The following is a 15662-nucleotide window of genomic DNA, read 5'->3' on the forward strand; positions in this document are numbered from 1 at the left end:
TGTCCGTTGTTCGCGGCCCGGACAAGTAGCGATCATCACGACACTTTAACTGCGGAGCCGGTGTGGCCGACAGGGCGGGGCCACATGGCACCCGATAGCTCGGTGACCACGCAGATCGCCGCGGCAATCATCATTGCGGCCGTAACGATGGCAAAGAGGCCCGCTTGCGGTAGGCCGAACACGGCAACAGCCAGCCACCCTCCGCCAGCCGCGATCAGCAGACGCGCCGTGCCTGCAAAAAAGATTCGCCACATATGTCCGCTGCCCTGCGCCGCGAAGCCGAGGGCGAAGACGATCCCGTTCGCGGCATAGAAGGGCGCAACGACGCGCAGATAGAGCGAACCTGTCGCCATGATTCCCGCATCATGGCTAAACAGGCCGATCCACTGACCGGGAAAGATCGCGACCAACAGACCCACCGTCTCGGTGATGGCGACGCTGGCAGCGACGCCGATCCATGCAATCTTCCTCGCTCGGGGGACTTGCCCCGCACCGACATTGGTGCCGACCATCGTGAGGATGGCGGTTCCCATTCCGAACAGGACGGGAATGAGGACGTAGTCAAGTCTGGACGCGGTCCCGAACCCGCCGATCGCATCGACACCGAACCTGCCCACGGCGCCAGTAACGAGCAACACCATCACATTCAGCTGAATGGTGCCGAGCGCGGCCAGCACGCCGACCTTGAGAATGTCGCGGAACAACGGCCAGCGCAGGGCGTCGAGTGAAAGACGCAAGCTGGATCGTCCGCTTGCCATGTATCGCAACAGGGCGGCCGCCGCTACCCAGTAGTAGAGGCTGACGGCGATGCCAGCCCCTGCAAGGCCAAAGCCGTGAAACGGCCCAATGCCGAAGATGAACAGAGGGGACAGCGGGACCAGAACCGCTGCGCCGATAAACGTCACCATCGCCGGCACGCGGACATTGCCGACTCCCCGAAGGGCGGCCGACAGAAGGTTGACGATCCAGATCGGGATGGCGGCGAGGAAGACGAAAGTCGAGTACGTCTGCGCAGATCGGAGCGCTTCGCCAGTCCCGCCTAGCGCGCTGTAGAGATGAGAGCCCATTCCGATCGTGAGGATCGAAAATGCCAGGCCAAAAATGATAGCGATAACCACCGCATGCACGACGAGAGCATTGGCGTCACCATGCCTGCCCGCGCCGGCGGCGCGTGCGACTGCCGAAGCGACTCCGCCGCCAATCCCTCCGGCCGCCATCATCGTCATGAGCATCCAGATGGGAAACACCAGCGAGACGCCGACCAAAGCCGGCGTGCCTAGAAACGACACGTAGTAGGTCTCGGCGACACCGACAAGCGTTTGCGCGACGAGGACGCCGATCGTCGGAAGTGCCATGCGCATCATTGTTGCGAAGATCGGTCCGTGCAGCATCGCTTCACGCGTTCGTAGTTTCGCGGCCTCGCGCCCGGTCTGCGTCGTCAATTTCGGCTCTCCATCATTGGAGTGTCCCTGCTGTGGTGGGCTCAATGTCGCGCGGTCCGTCATGTCGTCGCTCATCATTAAATTATGGTCGTAATACTATAGGGCATGTGAGCATTCGATGCAACGGCGCGTATCCCGCACAGGCCGGGAGCGTCCTACACGAGGAATGGGGAGTCAGGCGGGGCAGAGTACGATGACAACCGGCCGTCTTTCCGGGCGGTCAAGCGGAATGGTCGCCGGGGGACGCGCCGTCCTCGCCCGGCCTGCTCACGGCAAAAAGATGGCGCCCGCCGAGACGATGAACGCGTGCACGCGCTGGTGGACCACGGCATCGAGATCCGCGGGTTCGGGCTCGTGATAGACCCGGATGCGCACGCCCAGATGAAAAATCCCGCCATGCAATCCCCACAGATGTTCGAGTTCCGCATCAGTGGGTTCCGGGCGCGGCGCGAAGCCCAGATAGGCTCGCGTCTCGCGCACGATCAGCGGAAAGATGCGCTCGCGCAGCACGCCGAGATAACGGTGCGGGATGTAGCCGTCCTTGAGCCCGGAAAACAGCAGGATGCGCACCCAGTCGCGGGTCAGCGCCATGCGCGCGTAGTCGCAATAGAAGCGGCACAGCCGGGCCTCGAACGGCATCGATGGATCGACGACCCATTGTTCCCACTCGTGTTTCCAGCGGCCCAGGTATACGCGTTCATAGACGCGATCGATCAGCGCCTGCTTGGTCGGAAAATAGTGAAACAGCAGCGGATGGGTAATGCCGATCGCTTTCGCCAGATCGCGCGTCTGCGCTTCGAGTCCGTGCTCTGCGAAAAACGCGACCGCGCCCGCCAGAATCTGCTCTTCGCGCTCCTGCGTGCTCAAACGGCGGCGCTTCGCCGGCGCTGCGGTCATCGGGCTAGCGGCGGATTTCATCGTGAACGCTTCGCTTCAACATGGATTGGGTCATGGGCCTTGGTCTGGCGCCGGCTCAGATGCGGCCCAGCGCGCGCAGGATTTTTTCAGGCGTGATCGGTTGTGAGACGACGCGCGTGTCGAACGGCGCCAGCGCGTCGTTGATGGCGTTCATCACCGCGGCCGGGGCGCCTGCCGCGCCCGCTTCGCCCGCGCCCTTTGCGCCCAGCGTCGAACTGCGGGTCGGCGTCTCGATGTGCGCGACTTCGATGTCCGGCATTTCGGCCGCCATCGGTACCAGATAGTCGGCCATGCTGCCGTTCGTCAAGGTGCCGTGCTCGTCGTACAGACACTCTTCGTAAAGCGCGCCGCCGATACCCTGCACCACCGCGCCACGCACCTGCTCGTCGACCAGCAGCGGATTGAGCACCCGCCCGCAATCTTCGACCACCCAATGCCGTAGCAGCTTGACGAGGCCCGTATCGACGTCGACTTCGACGTGCGAAACGTGCACACCGTTGGTGAAGATGAAGGGAAAGTCGCGCTGCGCGTAATGGCGGGTGGCGCTCAACTCCGGATGCACGCCGGCCGGCAAGGTATCCGGACGGAAATAGGCCTGCGCGCCGAGTTCCGCGAGCGTGGCGATGCGCACGCCGGTTTCGGCATCGACCACCGCTTCGTCGGCGAGCGTCAGCGTGGCCGGATCGAGTTGTCGGAGTTCTGCGGCGAACTGGAGCAATTGCGTGCGCAAGGCGAGCGCGGCCTGCTGGACCGCCTCGCCGCCAATGCCCGCGCCGCGCGAAGCCCACGTTCCACCGCCATAAGGCGTCACGCTGGTGTCGCCGGTCATCACGCGAATCTTGTCGAGCGGCAGCGCCAGTGCGTCGGCGGCGATCTGCGCGAAGACCGTCTCGGTGCCTTGTCCCTGTTCGCCGACGCTGGCTAGCAGCGTCGCCGTGCCGGCCGCGTCGAGCCGCACGGTCGCGCCGTCCTGCGAGGCGATCCTCGCCCCGCCCACGCCGTAGAACGCCGCGCCGGGATTGGTCAGCTCGATCATCGCGGCGATGCCGATGCCGCGATACACGCCTTGCTCGCGCAGACGGGTCTGTTCGGCGCGCAAAGCCGCGTAGTCGATCATCTCCTCGATGCGCGCGAGGCAGCGCTCGTGCGACAGTCCTTCGAGCTTGATGCCCGCGGCGCCGGTACACGGATAGCCGTCGTCGGGCATCACGTTGCGCCGGCGCATTTCGAGCGGATCGATGCCGAGCGTGCGCGCGGCGAGATCGACGATGCCCTCGGTGACCGCGCAGGCGATCGGATGACCGACGCCGCGATACTGGCTCATCGGCGATTTGTTCTGAAAGGCCACCCGCAGCCGCGCCCGATATTGTTCGTGCCGATACGGGCCGCCGGTGATGTTCAGCACCTGGTTGCCCTCGATGCCGCTCGTGCGCGGATAAACCGAGTAAGGTCCGACGCCGGTCAGATCGTCGATCTCGAAAGCGAGAATGCGGCCGTCGCGCGTCGCCGCGAGACGGGTCTTCACCTGATGCTCGCGGGCGTGAATATCGCTCGCGAAGGATTCGAGACGGTCGGCCACGAACTTCACCGGCCGCTTGAGCAGCTTGGCGATCGCCACGGTGGCGAAGTCGTCGGGATAGGAGTGGACCTTGATGCCGAAAGAGCCGCCGACGTCCTTGCAGATTACGCGCACCGCCGACTCCGGCAGGTCCAGATGGCGGCAATACAGATCCTGCATCATGTGCGGCGCCTGATGCGAGTGATAGACCGTCAGCGTGTTCTCGGCGGCGTTGTAATCGGCCAGTACCGAACGCGTCTCCATCGTCACGCCGGTATGGCGCGCGAAATGATAGGTTTCCTCTACAACCACGTCGGCCGCCGCGAACGCGGCATCGACGCCGCCGGTGTCGATGCGTCGTTCGAGGCACAGGTTATCGCCCAGTTCCGGATGAATCACGGGCGCGTCCGGGGCCAGCGCCTGCTCCATGTCATGCACGACCGGCAACGTCTCCCACTCGGCGCGCACGTATTGCAGCGCGTCCTCAGCCTGATGACGCGTCTGCGCGACGATCGCGAACACCGGCTCGCCCTGCCAGCACAAATGCCCATGCGAGAGCGGATATTGCGGCATCGATTTCATGCCGGCCAGATGCGCGAGCGTGGCGACCCACGGCTTGCAGACGCCGTCCAGGTCGGCCGCGCTGAAGACCGCGATCACCCCTGGCATCATGCGTGCATAGTGCAGGTCGAACGAGGTCAGCCGGCCATGCGCGATCGGGCTGCGCCAGAATACGACGTGCGCCATGCGCGCCAGCGCGATGTCGTCGACATAAGTGCCGCGCCCCTGCAACAGCCGCACCGCGTTGGGCCGCGCCATTGAACTGCCGATGTAGGGGCCGGTTTTCGTTTTCGGATCGCGCGCCTTCAGCATGTCAGGCTCCTGCTGCGGACTGACGCGCCGCATTGCGTTGCTCGATGACATCCTCGATGGCGTCGACGATCGCCTGGTAGCCGGTACAGCGACAGTAGTTGCCGGAGATGAAGGCGCGGATCTCCTCGCGATTCGCCCGCGGTTGACGCTCGATCAGATCGGCGGCGGCCAGCAGCATGCCGGCCGTACAGAAACCGCATTGCAAGGCATTGCGCTCGTGAAAAGCCGCCTGCAATTCCTTCAGTGCGCCGCGATCGCTGGCGCCTTCGATGGTTTCCACTGCCGCGCCGTCCGCCTGCACCGCGAGCACCAGACAGCCGCGCACGATCTCGCCGTTCAGCCGCACCGTGCAGGCGCCGCATACGCCGTGCTCGCAGCCGACGCGCGCGCCCTTGATCTGCAGATCCTCGCGCAGAAAATCGATCAGATGCCGGCGCGGTTCGACGCGCGCTTCCACCGTGCTGCCGTTGACGTTCAGGCGCACCGTGATGGTTTCATCGAACATGGCTGTCTCCTTCGTGAGAGGCATCGCTCGCACCGGTTCCGTCAGCGGCAAGCCGCGTGAGCAGGCGGCCGAGCAGCACGCGGGCCAGATGCCGCTTGGCGGCGGCGGAGTGATACAGATCGGCGGATGGCTCGAGTTCGAGCGCTTCCACGGCGGCGCGAATCGTCTGCGTGTCGAGCGGCGCGGCGGCTAGCAGCGGTTCGATCGAGCGGGCGCGCTCGGGCACCGAGCCGGTGCCGAAGAACACCGCGCGCGCGGCGGTAAGACGGCCGTCGGTTTCCAGATTGCCGGTAAGCGCTGCGCCGACGATGGCGTAGTCGCCGTGGCGGCGCGTCAACTCGTCGAAGGCGAAGCGGGCGCGTGGGCCGGAACGCGGAATCTCGACCGCGACGACCAGCTCGTTGGACTCGAGCGCGGTTGTATAAAGATCGACGAAGAATGCGTCGGCGTCGATGCGCCGCTCGCCCGCCGGGCCGCATACGACGATGGTTGCGTCGAGCGCGACCGCGCAGGCGGGCCACTCGGCGGCCGGATCGGCCAGTGCAATCGAGCCGCCGAAGGTGCCGCGATTGCGGATCGCCCGATGCGCGACGTGAGGCGCGGCGGCGAACAGCAACGGCGCATGCTCACGGATTACCGCCGAATCCTCGATCTGCGCATGCGTGACCAGCGCACCGATGCGCAGGTTGTGCTCGCCAACGGTGATGCCGCGCAAGCCGTCGAGCGCGGTGATGTCGACCAGCATCTGCGGCTCCGACAGGCGCATGTTCAGCGTCGCCAGCAGGGTCTGACCGCCGGCGACGATGCGCGCGCCGTCTTCGTATTCAGCGAGGACGGCGAATACGTCGGCGAGCGTGCGCGGCTTCACGTACTGGAACGCGGCGGCTTTCATGATGGAAGTCTCCCTGAATCTGGCTTAATGCGGCCAATGGGTCAGAAGCAGCGTGACCGCCACGCCGAGCGCAAACCAGCCGGCGCGATACAACTCGGCGCGCCAGCCACCGGACCAAGCCGAAGCAGGTTGCGGCGCTGCGGAGGCAGAGTGCGTCTGGGAGCGCCCTGGGTTGCCGGACGAGGCTGGGGCAGGGCGGAGCGGTGGCGCAGCCGTGTCACGATCTGCAAGGCTCGCTGCGTCGCCTGTTGCGGCTGGCCCGGCTTCGCCGTCGGCCTCTGCTGACGCAGATGGTCCGGTCAGTTCCCGCTCCAGATTGACGAAGAATTCGTCGGCGATCTTTTTGGCCGAGGCATCGATCAGCCGGCTGCCGATCTGGCCGAGCTTGCCGCCCACCGAGGCGCTTGCCGAATAGTCGAGCAGCGTGCCGCCCTCGGTATCGCGCAGCGCCACGTTCGATACGCCTTTGGCGAAGCCGGCCGCGCCACCGGCGCCGTCGAACGACAAGGTGCAGCGCTCGGCCGGCACCACGTCGCTCATCGACATCTTGCCGACGAAACGCGCCCGCACCGGGCCGAGCCGCACCGCCACCCGCACCAGGGTCTCGGTTTCCGAGGCTTTTTCGACGTCCTCGCAGCCTGGGATGCTGCGCAATAAAACCTGTGGATCGTTTAGAGCGTCCCAGACGGCGGCGCGCGGCGCGCCGATCTGGCGTTGACCTAACAGTTCCATGCCCTTGTCTCCTGTCTGCTATTGGCTTGTCCGGGCGGCGCCGGGCGTTTTGAGCCGTTATTGAGCATATGGTAAACAAAGAATGGAAAGTTTGCTGAGATCTATGCCGACGGAAAGCTCGCGATGTCTGTCGGCGCTCTTCGTGGCTAAAGCTACGCAAAATGCGGTCGATAACCGCATCATGGACAGAAAACAAGCTAATGCGATCCTGGAGTCATCCTGTGCAGCGGCGCAAGCGATCGTCGCGGTTCAGTTGGGCCGGTTCGATCCCACCGATCTCGCCTGCGGTGCCGCCTATGACGCGATCCTGTTTCCGCTGCTGGCGGACTACGCCGGAGAAATGACGCTCGGCGATTTTTTCAGCTTGCTCGAATAGTTACGGGGTCACGCGCGGCTTCCGCAATACAAAAAAATAGAACGCCGCGCATGCGCGCCGGCATCGCCGCCGCTATCGTCACCGCCACCACCGTCGCAACCACTGCGGGCTAACCGAACTTCCGGCCCCGACCACTTTCGGTCACCCAACTCTCGCGCACGATTTTCAATCGGCCACCAGCGCTTTTAAATACCGCGATTTTCCCGATAGCCTATGCTGTCGAAACCAGTTTTGGGCGACGCAGCCGAATTTACACCGGCGATGCTTCTGACCGCCCGGATATCCGTATCCGGCGAGGAACGGGTGACAGGAGACGCGCTGCCGATAAGTGCCCAGGTTCGTCTTTTCAAATCAAGCCGCACTTCCTGCAAGGAAAGTTTCATGTTGAAAATCCATCACCTTGGTCACTCGCAATCGGAACGGATTGTCTGGCTTTGTGAAGAACTTGAGATTCCCTACCAGCTCGAAAAATACACGCGCGATCGGCTCACGCAGTTGTCGCCGCCGGAGTTGAAGGCGCTGCATCCGCTCGGCGCGGCGCCGCTTATCGAAGTGGACGGCATCTTGCTGGCCGAATCGGCCGCGATCGTCGAATTTATCCTCGCCCGATATGGTCACGGACGTTTGCAGCACGGGCCCGACCACCCCGATTTCCCTGCGTATCTCTACTGGTTTCACTTCGCCAATGGCAATCTTCAGCCGGTCATGGGCCGTTCGATGTTCATCGGGCGTTGCGGCCTTGCGCCTGATCATCCGATTCAGGCGTCGGCGCAGGGACGGCTGGACAAGGTGCTCGCATTGATCGAAGCGCGGCTGGCACAGAGCGACTATCTCGCGGGAAGCGCGTTCACCGCGGCCGACATCATGAGCGTCTTTTCGCTCACCACGATGCGCCTCTTTCATCCTCTCGATCTCGCGCCGTATCCGAACATACTGGCGTATCTTCAGCGCATCGGCGCGCGGGCCGGCTATCAGCGGGCGATGACTAAAGGCGATCCCGACCTGACGCCGATGCTGACATGACCTCGCGGCGAGATTCGCTGCACATCCCACTTACCTTTGCGAGGACTTATGCATCTTCTTCACGTAATCGGTTCGCCACGCACACAGCGCTCGGCTTCCCGCCAGGTCGCTAACGCCTTCACCGAAGCCTGGAAGGCGCAACATCCCGAAGGCACGGTCGACGAACTGAACGTCTGGGAAACCGATCTGCCCACGTTCGACGGCCCGGTGCTCGAAGCAAAATACGCGGGCATCGAGGGCCGGCCGCTCGATGCTGTGCAGGCCGATGCGTGGCGTACTGTGCATACGCTGGCCGAACGGTTCCGGCAGGCGAACGTGATTCTCTTCAGCGTGCCGATGTGGAATTTCGGCATCCCGTATCGCCTCAAGCATCTGATCGATGTCATATCGCAGAAGGACGTGCTGTTTTCATTCGACGATCGGGGTTTGAACGGCCTGCTGGGTGGACGGACGGTCGTCACGATCGCGGCGCGAGGCGTTCAGCTTGGCGCGGCTTTTCCGCCGGAACAGTTCGACTTTCAGACGGCCTATCTGACCATGTGGTCGCGCATGGTTGGAATCACCGATGTACGGGTGATCAATGTCGAAAAAACGCTGGCGGGTGCCGAGCAGGATCATGCATCCCGCAACGAGGCCAGCGAACAGGCTCGCGAGCTTGCCCGGAGTTTGTAGGCCGGGATTGTAGTTTCATTGCCGCGCGCCGAAGCGTCGCCCGATGCCGCTCCGGCGCCAGTCATTTGCGACGCCGGTCGAAAGCCTGACGCGCTTTCTCGACCGCATCCAGAGGGTCGGCCGCCGCCCAGACTCGGACTCCGCAGAACGCAGCGCCCAATGTGTGCAATGCGGGTCACGATGGTTCTCCTGATCACCGAAAGAGGAGGAGGTCTGCGTCCAACGCGTCCTGCGTTGCGTTCGCATTGATGGAAGTCCAGATACCCAGGTGGCATAAGACGAGTACGGGATGCGACTCGCCAGCCACGTCTGTCGTGATAAACCCTCCCTTTCTTGCGCCTTTTCTGAGCGTCACGCGCTGCCCGCCGCCTGCCGCGTGGCCATGCGCCTTCTGCAATCTCTTGATGAAAATAATGCAATGGCTTTATGCCGTCAGTTACCTTCAAATTGGCACGTCCGTTCTATTTTTTGATCTGGCAGGCGTTCCAGCCTGGCCGGGCGCACAGGACCTGAGGGAACGACCGCTCGCGCCGGGTTGAACCGGTTCGCGAGGAGACAGCGGTCGCGCGGTATCGCCGTAAGGCAAGCAAAGTCCGCAGCAAGCGGCCATCAGAAAAGAGGAGACAGGCATGCGTTTGATCAGTCAGGGTATTTGCGGGGCTACGTTGGTGCTTGCGGCAGGCAGCGCGGCGGCGGCCGATTCGAGTGTGACGTTGTACGGCGTAGCCGACACCTTCCTTCAATACCTCGATAACGGCGGCAATCATTCGTATTCCGAACGAAGCGGCGGCTCGACGGGTTCGCAGTTCGGTCTCAAGGGCAATGAAGATCTGGGAGGCGGCCTCGCGGCGCAATTCGACGTCGAAACGGGCTTCAATCTCAACAATGGCAGCCTGTTCGCCGACACGACCGCGTTGTTTTATCGTCAGGCCTGGGTGGGCCTGAACGACTCGACGTATGGCTCGCTGACATTCGGCCGCCAATACGAACCGAGTTTCCGCGTGATCTACCCGAGCGACCCGTACCGCGCGAACGAAGTGCTCTCGCCGTTCTCCGCAGCCGTGCTCACGGTCGACAGGAACACGCTCTCCACGCAATACGACTCCGGCCGCGCCAGCAACTCGGTGCTCTATCAGTCGCCGAGTCTGGGTGGTCTGCAGCTTTACGGCATGTACGCGTTTGCGTCTACCGTCTCACAGCCGGTGCCTGCGACCAGCGGCAACATGCTGAACCTGGCCGCAACCTATTCGGGCTATGGCCTTTATGCCGGGCTGTCCTACGTGAATCAGCATCCGGGGCAGGAGACGGTTGCGGGCTTGCCCGCTGCGCTGAGCCTGCTCGGCACCGAACACTTTATCGGCGCACTGGCTTACCGCGTGGGGATCGTCAACTTCCAGTTCAACTATTCCTACCAACGAGCACAGGACCCGTCCGCGCATTCGCTGGCAGCATTGCTCGGCACGGCGCATTCGCTGAGCATCGCCGAGCTGGGCGCGACGATCCAGGCCACAGCGGCGGATACGATCGAAATTGCCGGGATTCAGCGCAGCGTGCGCGGTGTGCATGACAACGCACAGGGTATCCAGATCGGCGCCGATCACTCGATCTCGAAACGCACGAGTTTCTATGTTCGCGCCGGCTACATCAAAAACAACGGCAGCGCGACGATGAGCTGGCCGGGCGACACCGTGAGCGAGTCCGGCACCAAACAGGTAATGGCGACGCTGGGCATGACGCACCGGTTCTGAGCACTATTGCGGCGGCGTGACTTTGATAACGCTTCATCGTCACGCTGCCGCTCACACAGCCCCGATTATTCAGCCTCTGACGTGGCCGCCGTTTTGCGCGGCGTGCGACGGCTGCGCGTGGTGGATTTGCGCGCGGTCTTGCGGGCTGCCGGCGCTTCCGCAGCAGGCTGAGCCGCAGTTTCCTGCGGCGCTTCGGCGGCGGGTGTTGCAGCGGCCGCTTCGGCTGCCGGTGCAGCGGCCTTCCTGGTCTTCCTCGCCGCCGGTTTGCGGTTGCCACGTCCCGTGCGGCGAGACTCCTGCGGCTCCTGCGCTTCCTGATGCTCGGCCGGTTCGGCTTCGGTTTTGGCGTCGGCCTCCGCGTGGGCCTTCGCTTGGGTCTCACTCACCGGTGCCGGCTCGAAGGTGAACATCGCGTGCTCGGTGACGGCTTCCTCCTGCGCGTGCTCCTGTTCTTCGATAGGGTCGTCGTCCGCGAAAGGCGAGCGGCCACCGTAATTGCGCCGGACATCCGGCGCGTCGGCCAGCACGTCTGCGTCGTCATGAGCAGGTGCCGCTTCCGAGCGTGCCGGCTCAGCGGGCGCTTCGCGTCCCGTCTTGCGATTGCCGCGGCCACGGCGGCGCGCGTCGTGCTTGTGACCCGATTCCGCGGCCTGAGCCGGTTCTGCAGCAACTGGGCTTTCCTGCGGCGCTTGCTCCGCCGGCTCGTTCACCGACTCGCCGACGGTCGCCGCAATGGCGGTCGTGCTGCGATACACATACGCCCCCGACTTCTCGTCGCGGCCGAATTCGAGCAGGCCGCGCGCTTGCGCTTCCTCCAGCAGATTGCCGAACGCGCGAAAGCCGTAATAGGTTTCGTTGAAGTCGGGCTTGCGGCGCTTGATGGCGTTTTTCAGCACCGACGCCCAGATCTTGCCGCTGTCGCCGCGTTCCGAAGCGAGCGCATCGAAGGTCTGCACGGCGATTTCCACCGCTTTGGTGCGGCGCGATTCGAGGTCTTCTTTCGGGCGCTTTTCTTCGCTCGGTGCGCGTTTCGCGGCGGCCGTGGTCGCCGGCTGCTGCGCGGGGCGCGCGGTCTCGCGCTTTACGACGGTTCGCTGGCTTTCGCGTACCAGGTCGTCGTAGAAAATGAATTCATCGCAATTGGCGATCAGCAGATCCGAGGTGGATTGCTGCACGCCGACGCCGATCACCTGCTTGGCGTTCTCGCGCAGCTTGGACACGAGGGGCGAGAAGTCCGAGTCGCCACTGATGATGACGAAGGTGTTGACGTGCGATTTGGTGTAGCAGAGATCGAGCGCATCGACCACGAGCCGGATATCCGCCGAATTCTTGCCGGACTGGCGCACATGCGGAATTTCGATCAGTTCGAAGTTGGCTTCGTGCATCGTGCCCTTGAAGCTCTTGTAACGCTCCCAGTCGCAGTAAGCCTTCTTGACGACGATGCTGCCCTTGAGCAGTAGCCGTTCGAGGACCAGCTTGATGTCGAATTTTTCGAACTTCGCATCGCGCACGCCGAGGGCGACGTTTTCGAAGTCGCAAAACAGCGCCATGCTGATGTTTTCGTTGGATGACGCCATGTATTTCTCCAATGAGGCAGCCGTCGAATGCGACGGATCGCGACCATGATAGCGGCTCCGGCGCTTTCGTTGCTCCAATACATGGTCGTGGACGCAAGAAAACGGCTTGTGGTCGTGATCTATTTCTCACGCCCTGGCACGCCCCCCTCACCGCCAGGCGCATCCCGCGTCACCAGCACATCATCAATCAGCCCATAGGATCTGGCGTCTGCCGCCGACATAAAATTGTCCCGATCCGTGTCTTTCACGATCTCGTCGATGCTGCGCCCTGTATGTTCCGCCATCAACGCATTCAGACGTTCCCGCTGATACAAAACCTCGCGCGCCTGAATCTCCACATCCGCTGCCGTGCCCTGGCTGCCGCCCGATGGCTGATGAATCATGATTCGCGCGTTCGGCAAGGCGTAGCGCTTGCCGCGCTGACCGGCGGTCAGCAGAAATGTCCCCATGCTGGCGGCAAATCCGGTGCATAGCGTCGACACTTCCGGCTTGATGAACTGCATCGTGTCGTAGATCGCGAGGCCGTCGTAGACCGAACCGCCCGGCGAATTAATATAAAAAGAAATATCCTTATCGGGGTTCTCGGACTCCAGAAACAGCAACTGCGCGACGATCAGGCTCGCGGACTGCTCATTGACCGGACCCACCAGAAACACGATGCGCTCGCGCAGCAGCCGCGAAAAGATGTCGTAGGCGCGCTCGCCGCGGCCGGACTGCTCGATGACGGTGGGCACGAGGCCAAGACCGGAGAAGGAAGGAAAGCTGGAATGCATGCGCGCCTCGTCTGAGTGGGGTTGACTGGTTGAGCGGACGACAAGCCGGCGCCGCCGTTGTGGGCGCGGCTGTCTGACCACATGACGAAAACGCGTGCCGAGGTGTGACAGAAAAATTTTTGCGCCGGCCTGTCACATCCGGCGAGGCTCAAACGTCTACATACAAAGAAGCCGGTCTTTGCGGCCGCGCGGCATTGCACGTTTCTGGGAGCATCACGAATGACGGAACAGGAAATCGACAAGGCCTCCACGTTTGAAGCCGCCCGCGCGCGGCTCGTGGCGCTCGCCTACCGCATGCTGGGCAGCCGCGCGGAAGCCGAAGACGTAGTGCAGGACGTCTGGCTGAAATGGCATCTCGCGGATACCGCCGATATCCGCACGCCGGCGGCATGGTTGACCACGATCGCGGCGCGCCTCGCCATCGACCGGCTGCGTCATCTGCAACTGGAGCGCAACGCGCGCGCCGCCGGCTGGCTGCCGGAGCCATGGCTCGACGACGTGGCGCCGTCGGCGGAAGAACTGGCGCTGCGCTCGGCGCAGATGTCCTATGGCGTGATGCTGTTGCTCGAACGGCTCAAGCCTGATGAGCGGGCCGCCTTCGTGTTGCACGAGGCGTTTGATTGCGACTATGCGGAGATCGCCTGCATCCTCGAACGCACGTCTGCTGCCTGCCGGCAGATCGTGCATCGTGCGAAAACGCGTTTGCAGCGCGAGGGCGCGCCTTTGCAGCGGCCCGATCCCGCGCGGCATGCGCAACTCGTCGAGCGTCTGCGAACGGCATTGGACGCACAGGATCGCGCCGGATTGCTGCGGCTCTTTAGCGACGCGCCGGAGGTGCGCAGCGATGCGCCCGCGCGCGTGGCCGAGCCGGTTCTGGCTGCGGCAAATTGGGTGGACACGGTGACGTCGCTGAGGAGCGAGACGAGCGGCGCGGTGAATGCGTCGGGCGCGACGGTGTTCGCCACGCATGCCGAACTGCTGATGCTAAACGGCGCGGTAGGAATCGCGTTGCTCAACGAGGGAGAAATCACCGCGTTGCTCGATGTATCGACGCGCGGCGGCCGGATCGTTGCGCTGCGTATCATCACGCGTGCTGCGCAACTTCAGGCGGCGCGACGCCGCTTTGGTTTGGCAGCCGTCGTGCGTCTGCTGGACGCGATCCGCGCCGACCCGCGCAACAACCCCAACAGACCCGCCGTGCAGTTCGCGCCGGCCCCACGCACGTCGTCAATTACGGTGTGCGGCCACTTCCCAGTTGATGTCGACGCATAGCACCTGCATGCCGTGCGGCGTGCGCGCGGCAATCGATGCCGTCACGCACAGGTGCGCCTCGTTGATCGACAGATAAGGCGGTGTCAGATGCACCTGGCCGGGCGTGCGCATCGCGCCGATGAAATACGGCCGACGCTCCCAGCTTGCCCCTTCCGAATGCAGCAGCGGTCGAAACCGCTTGGCGCGTTGCGACGCGCGCCCTGGCGGCAACACGTTGTCGCCGATCTGCCGGCCTGATCCGTCCAGCACGAAACAGCGTGCCGTTTCGCCCAGTGCGAGCAGCGGCGCGGTCGCCTGGGCGACCGATTCGCCCGCCACCAGTTGCATGCTGGCCGTCTCCAGCGCCGTTACATACGGCGCGAGACGCGCGGCCTGAGCCCGGTCGCGCGCGGCGACCCGCTCGCGTAGCGCGGCCGACAACGCGTCCATCAAACCGGCGGCCGCCTGCGGCTTCACCGGCTCCACGCTCGGTCCGGCGAAATAGGCGCCTTGCACGAAATCCACATTGCATTCGAGCGCGATTAGCGCGTCGCGCTCGGTCGAGAGGCCGCCCATCAGCACCAGTTGTCCCGATTCATGCAGCAACGAGACGAGGCCCGGCAGCACGCGTTCGATATGCGAATGCTCGCTCGCCTGCGCGAGGATGCAGCGGTCGAGCGTGACGATATCGGGCCGCAGATTCCACACGCGGTCGATGTTCGAATGCTTGGCGCCGAATCCATCCAGCGCGATCAGAAAGCCCGATTTACGCAGCGCGTCGACGATCTCCGCAAAGCGCGTGGTTTCGCCGCCCGCCTGTTCCGACACCTCCAGCACCACCCGTTGCGGCGGCAGGCCGAGCGCCTTCAGGCCGGCCAGCAGGGCGTCGCCGTAGCTGGTGTCCATCAGCGCTGCGGGATGCAGGCTCAGGAAGAGCCATTCGTCGTGGCTGTCGAATGCATTGAAGTTGCCCAGATGAAGCGATTCGGCGAGCCGCCCGAGTTCCAGCAGATCGCCGCGCCGCGCGGCCTGGGTGAACACTTCGTGCGACGGCACCTGTTGCGCATGTTCGTCACGGGCGCGCAGCGAGGCGTGATAGCCGATCGCGCGCCGGTGCGACACGGAAAACACCGGCTGGAACACGCTGAACACCGTGTAGCCGCCGTACAGGACGGTGCGCCGGGAGCCTTCGTCGCCCGCCATCGGACGCGGGGGCTGGAAGCCGGGAGGATCGAGTTCGATCATGCTCATCATGTGTCAGTCGTGTGAGAGGGGCGGCATCGGGCTAACAAAGCGGGCGCGCAAACAGCGTAAGTTTACAG

15 protein-coding genes are annotated in these 15662 nt (G+C 63.8%); 5 read left to right on the forward strand and 10 right to left on the reverse strand.

Going from position 1 to position 15662, the window contains the following annotated elements; all coding sequences use genetic code 11:
- Positions 1 to 35: 35 nt before the first annotated feature.
- The 6 genes from FQ755_RS36530 to FQ755_RS36555 form a co-directional block, all read right to left on the reverse strand.
- Complete coding sequence (locus tag FQ755_RS36530) at positions 36 to 1520, reverse strand: MATE family efflux transporter (RefSeq protein WP_222105828.1); 1485 nt, start codon at positions 1518 to 1520, stop codon at positions 36 to 38.
- Positions 1521 to 1709: 189 nt separating this feature from the next.
- Positions 1710 to 2360 (reverse strand): TetR/AcrR family transcriptional regulator, encoded by a 651-nt coding sequence (locus FQ755_RS36535; protein ID WP_144163002.1) that lies wholly within the window; start codon positions 2358 to 2360, stop codon positions 1710 to 1712.
- Positions 2361 to 2415: 55 nt separating this feature from the next.
- On the reverse strand, positions 2416 to 4791 hold the full coding sequence (locus tag FQ755_RS36540) for a xanthine dehydrogenase family protein molybdopterin-binding subunit (protein WP_144163004.1): 2376 nt from the start codon (positions 4789 to 4791) through the stop codon (positions 2416 to 2418).
- A gap of 1 nt (position 4792) precedes the next feature.
- Positions 4793 to 5296, reverse strand: a complete 504-nt coding sequence (locus FQ755_RS36545) for a (2Fe-2S)-binding protein (protein ID WP_144163006.1) — start codon at positions 5294 to 5296, stop codon at positions 4793 to 4795.
- On the reverse strand, positions 5286 to 6188 hold the full coding sequence (locus FQ755_RS36550) for an FAD binding domain-containing protein (RefSeq protein ID WP_144163008.1): 903 nt from the start codon (positions 6186 to 6188) through the stop codon (positions 5286 to 5288). Before FQ755_RS36550 ends, FQ755_RS36545 begins: the two co-directional genes overlap by 11 nt.
- Before the next feature lie 24 nt (positions 6189 to 6212).
- Complete coding sequence (locus FQ755_RS36555) at positions 6213 to 6920, reverse strand: SRPBCC family protein (RefSeq protein WP_144163010.1); 708 nt, start codon at positions 6918 to 6920, stop codon at positions 6213 to 6215.
- Positions 6921 to 7062: 142 nt separating this feature from the next.
- Here FQ755_RS36555 and FQ755_RS36560 point away from each other — a divergent pair, with 142 nt between their 5' ends.
- Complete coding sequence (locus FQ755_RS36560; protein ID WP_144163012.1) at positions 7063 to 7296, forward strand: hypothetical protein; 234 nt, start codon at positions 7063 to 7065, stop codon at positions 7294 to 7296.
- Between the two features lie 185 nt (positions 7297 to 7481).
- Here FQ755_RS36560 and FQ755_RS36565 read toward each other — a convergent pair whose 3' ends face one another.
- A complete protein-coding gene (locus tag FQ755_RS36565) occupies positions 7482 to 7679 on the reverse strand; it encodes a hypothetical protein (protein ID WP_144163014.1) in 198 nt (65 codons plus the stop codon).
- On the opposite strand from FQ755_RS36565, the gene FQ755_RS36570 reads away from it, so the two are divergent.
- From FQ755_RS36570 to FQ755_RS36585, 3 genes are all read left to right on the forward strand, one after another.
- Complete coding sequence (locus FQ755_RS36570; RefSeq protein WP_144163016.1) at positions 7678 to 8319, forward strand: glutathione S-transferase family protein; 642 nt, start codon at positions 7678 to 7680, stop codon at positions 8317 to 8319. The two genes, FQ755_RS36565 and FQ755_RS36570, sit on opposite strands and share 2 nt — an antisense overlap.
- 48 nt (positions 8320 to 8367) lie before the next feature.
- Entirely contained in the window at positions 8368 to 8991 is a 624-nt protein-coding gene (locus FQ755_RS36575; RefSeq protein ID WP_144163018.1) for an FMN-dependent NADH-azoreductase, read from the forward strand.
- A gap of 629 nt (positions 8992 to 9620) precedes the next feature.
- Positions 9621 to 10739, forward strand: coding sequence for a porin (locus tag FQ755_RS36585; protein ID WP_144163020.1), 1119 nt, complete (start codon positions 9621 to 9623; stop codon positions 10737 to 10739).
- Between the two features lie 65 nt (positions 10740 to 10804).
- On the opposite strand, the gene FQ755_RS36590 is transcribed toward FQ755_RS36585, so the two are convergent.
- Both FQ755_RS36590 and clpP read right to left on the reverse strand, forming a co-directional pair.
- Positions 10805 to 12316, reverse strand: coding sequence for an NYN domain-containing protein (locus FQ755_RS36590; protein WP_144163022.1), 1512 nt, complete (start codon positions 12314 to 12316; stop codon positions 10805 to 10807).
- Positions 12317 to 12435: 119 nt separating this feature from the next.
- A complete protein-coding gene (gene clpP, locus FQ755_RS36595; RefSeq protein WP_144163024.1) occupies positions 12436 to 13089 on the reverse strand; it encodes an ATP-dependent Clp endopeptidase proteolytic subunit ClpP in 654 nt (217 codons plus the stop codon).
- 219 nt (positions 13090 to 13308) lie between these two features.
- Here clpP and FQ755_RS36600 point away from each other — a divergent pair, with 219 nt between their 5' ends.
- Positions 13309 to 14361: a sigma-70 family RNA polymerase sigma factor gene (locus tag FQ755_RS36600; RefSeq protein WP_144163026.1), complete on the forward strand. Its 1053-nt coding sequence runs from the start codon at positions 13309 to 13311 to the stop codon at positions 14359 to 14361.
- Here the strand turns inward: FQ755_RS36600 and FQ755_RS36605 are convergent.
- Positions 14317 to 15591, reverse strand: coding sequence for an EAL domain-containing protein (locus FQ755_RS36605; RefSeq protein ID WP_144163193.1), 1275 nt, complete (start codon positions 15589 to 15591; stop codon positions 14317 to 14319). The two genes, FQ755_RS36600 and FQ755_RS36605, sit on opposite strands and share 45 nt — an antisense overlap.
- Positions 15592 to 15662 lie beyond the last annotated feature (71 nt).

The organism is Paraburkholderia sp. BCC1885 (assembly GCF_900996235.1).
Lineage (GTDB): Bacteria > Pseudomonadota > Gammaproteobacteria > Burkholderiales > Burkholderiaceae > Paraburkholderia.

What these genes read in the sequence shown, in the direction of transcription:
- FQ755_RS36565 (WP_144163014.1), bottom strand. Translation starts at nt 7,679, where the DNA reads ATGAAACTTTCCTTGCAGGAAGTGCGGCTTGATTTGAAAAGACGAACC.
- FQ755_RS36535 (WP_144163002.1), bottom strand. Translation starts at nt 2,360, where the DNA reads ATGAAATCCGCCGCTAGCCCGATGACCGCAGCGCCGGCGAAGCGCCGC.
- FQ755_RS36600 (WP_144163026.1), top strand. Translation starts at nt 13,309, where the DNA reads ATGACGGAACAGGAAATCGACAAGGCCTCCACGTTTGAAGCCGCCCGC.
- FQ755_RS36540 (WP_144163004.1), bottom strand. Translation starts at nt 4,791, where the DNA reads ATGCTGAAGGCGCGCGATCCGAAAACGAAAACCGGCCCCTACATCGGC.
- FQ755_RS36555 (WP_144163010.1), bottom strand. Translation starts at nt 6,920, where the DNA reads ATGGAACTGTTAGGTCAACGCCAGATCGGCGCGCCGCGCGCCGCCGTC.
- clpP (WP_144163024.1), bottom strand. Translation starts at nt 13,089, where the DNA reads ATGCATTCCAGCTTTCCTTCCTTCTCCGGTCTTGGCCTCGTGCCCACC.
- FQ755_RS36530 (WP_222105828.1), bottom strand. Translation starts at nt 1,520, where the DNA reads ATGATGAGCGACGACATGACGGACCGCGCGACATTGAGCCCACCACAG.
- FQ755_RS36550 (WP_144163008.1), bottom strand. Translation starts at nt 6,188, where the DNA reads ATGAAAGCCGCCGCGTTCCAGTACGTGAAGCCGCGCACGCTCGCCGAC.
- FQ755_RS36545 (WP_144163006.1), bottom strand. Translation starts at nt 5,296, where the DNA reads ATGTTCGATGAAACCATCACGGTGCGCCTGAACGTCAACGGCAGCACG.
- FQ755_RS36575 (WP_144163018.1), top strand. Translation starts at nt 8,368, where the DNA reads ATGCATCTTCTTCACGTAATCGGTTCGCCACGCACACAGCGCTCGGCT.
- FQ755_RS36570 (WP_144163016.1), top strand. Translation starts at nt 7,678, where the DNA reads ATGTTGAAAATCCATCACCTTGGTCACTCGCAATCGGAACGGATTGTC.
- FQ755_RS36590 (WP_144163022.1), bottom strand. Translation starts at nt 12,316, where the DNA reads ATGGCGTCATCCAACGAAAACATCAGCATGGCGCTGTTTTGCGACTTC.
- FQ755_RS36605 (WP_144163193.1), bottom strand. Translation starts at nt 15,591, where the DNA reads ATGAGCATGATCGAACTCGATCCTCCCGGCTTCCAGCCCCCGCGTCCG.
- FQ755_RS36585 (WP_144163020.1), top strand. Translation starts at nt 9,621, where the DNA reads ATGCGTTTGATCAGTCAGGGTATTTGCGGGGCTACGTTGGTGCTTGCG.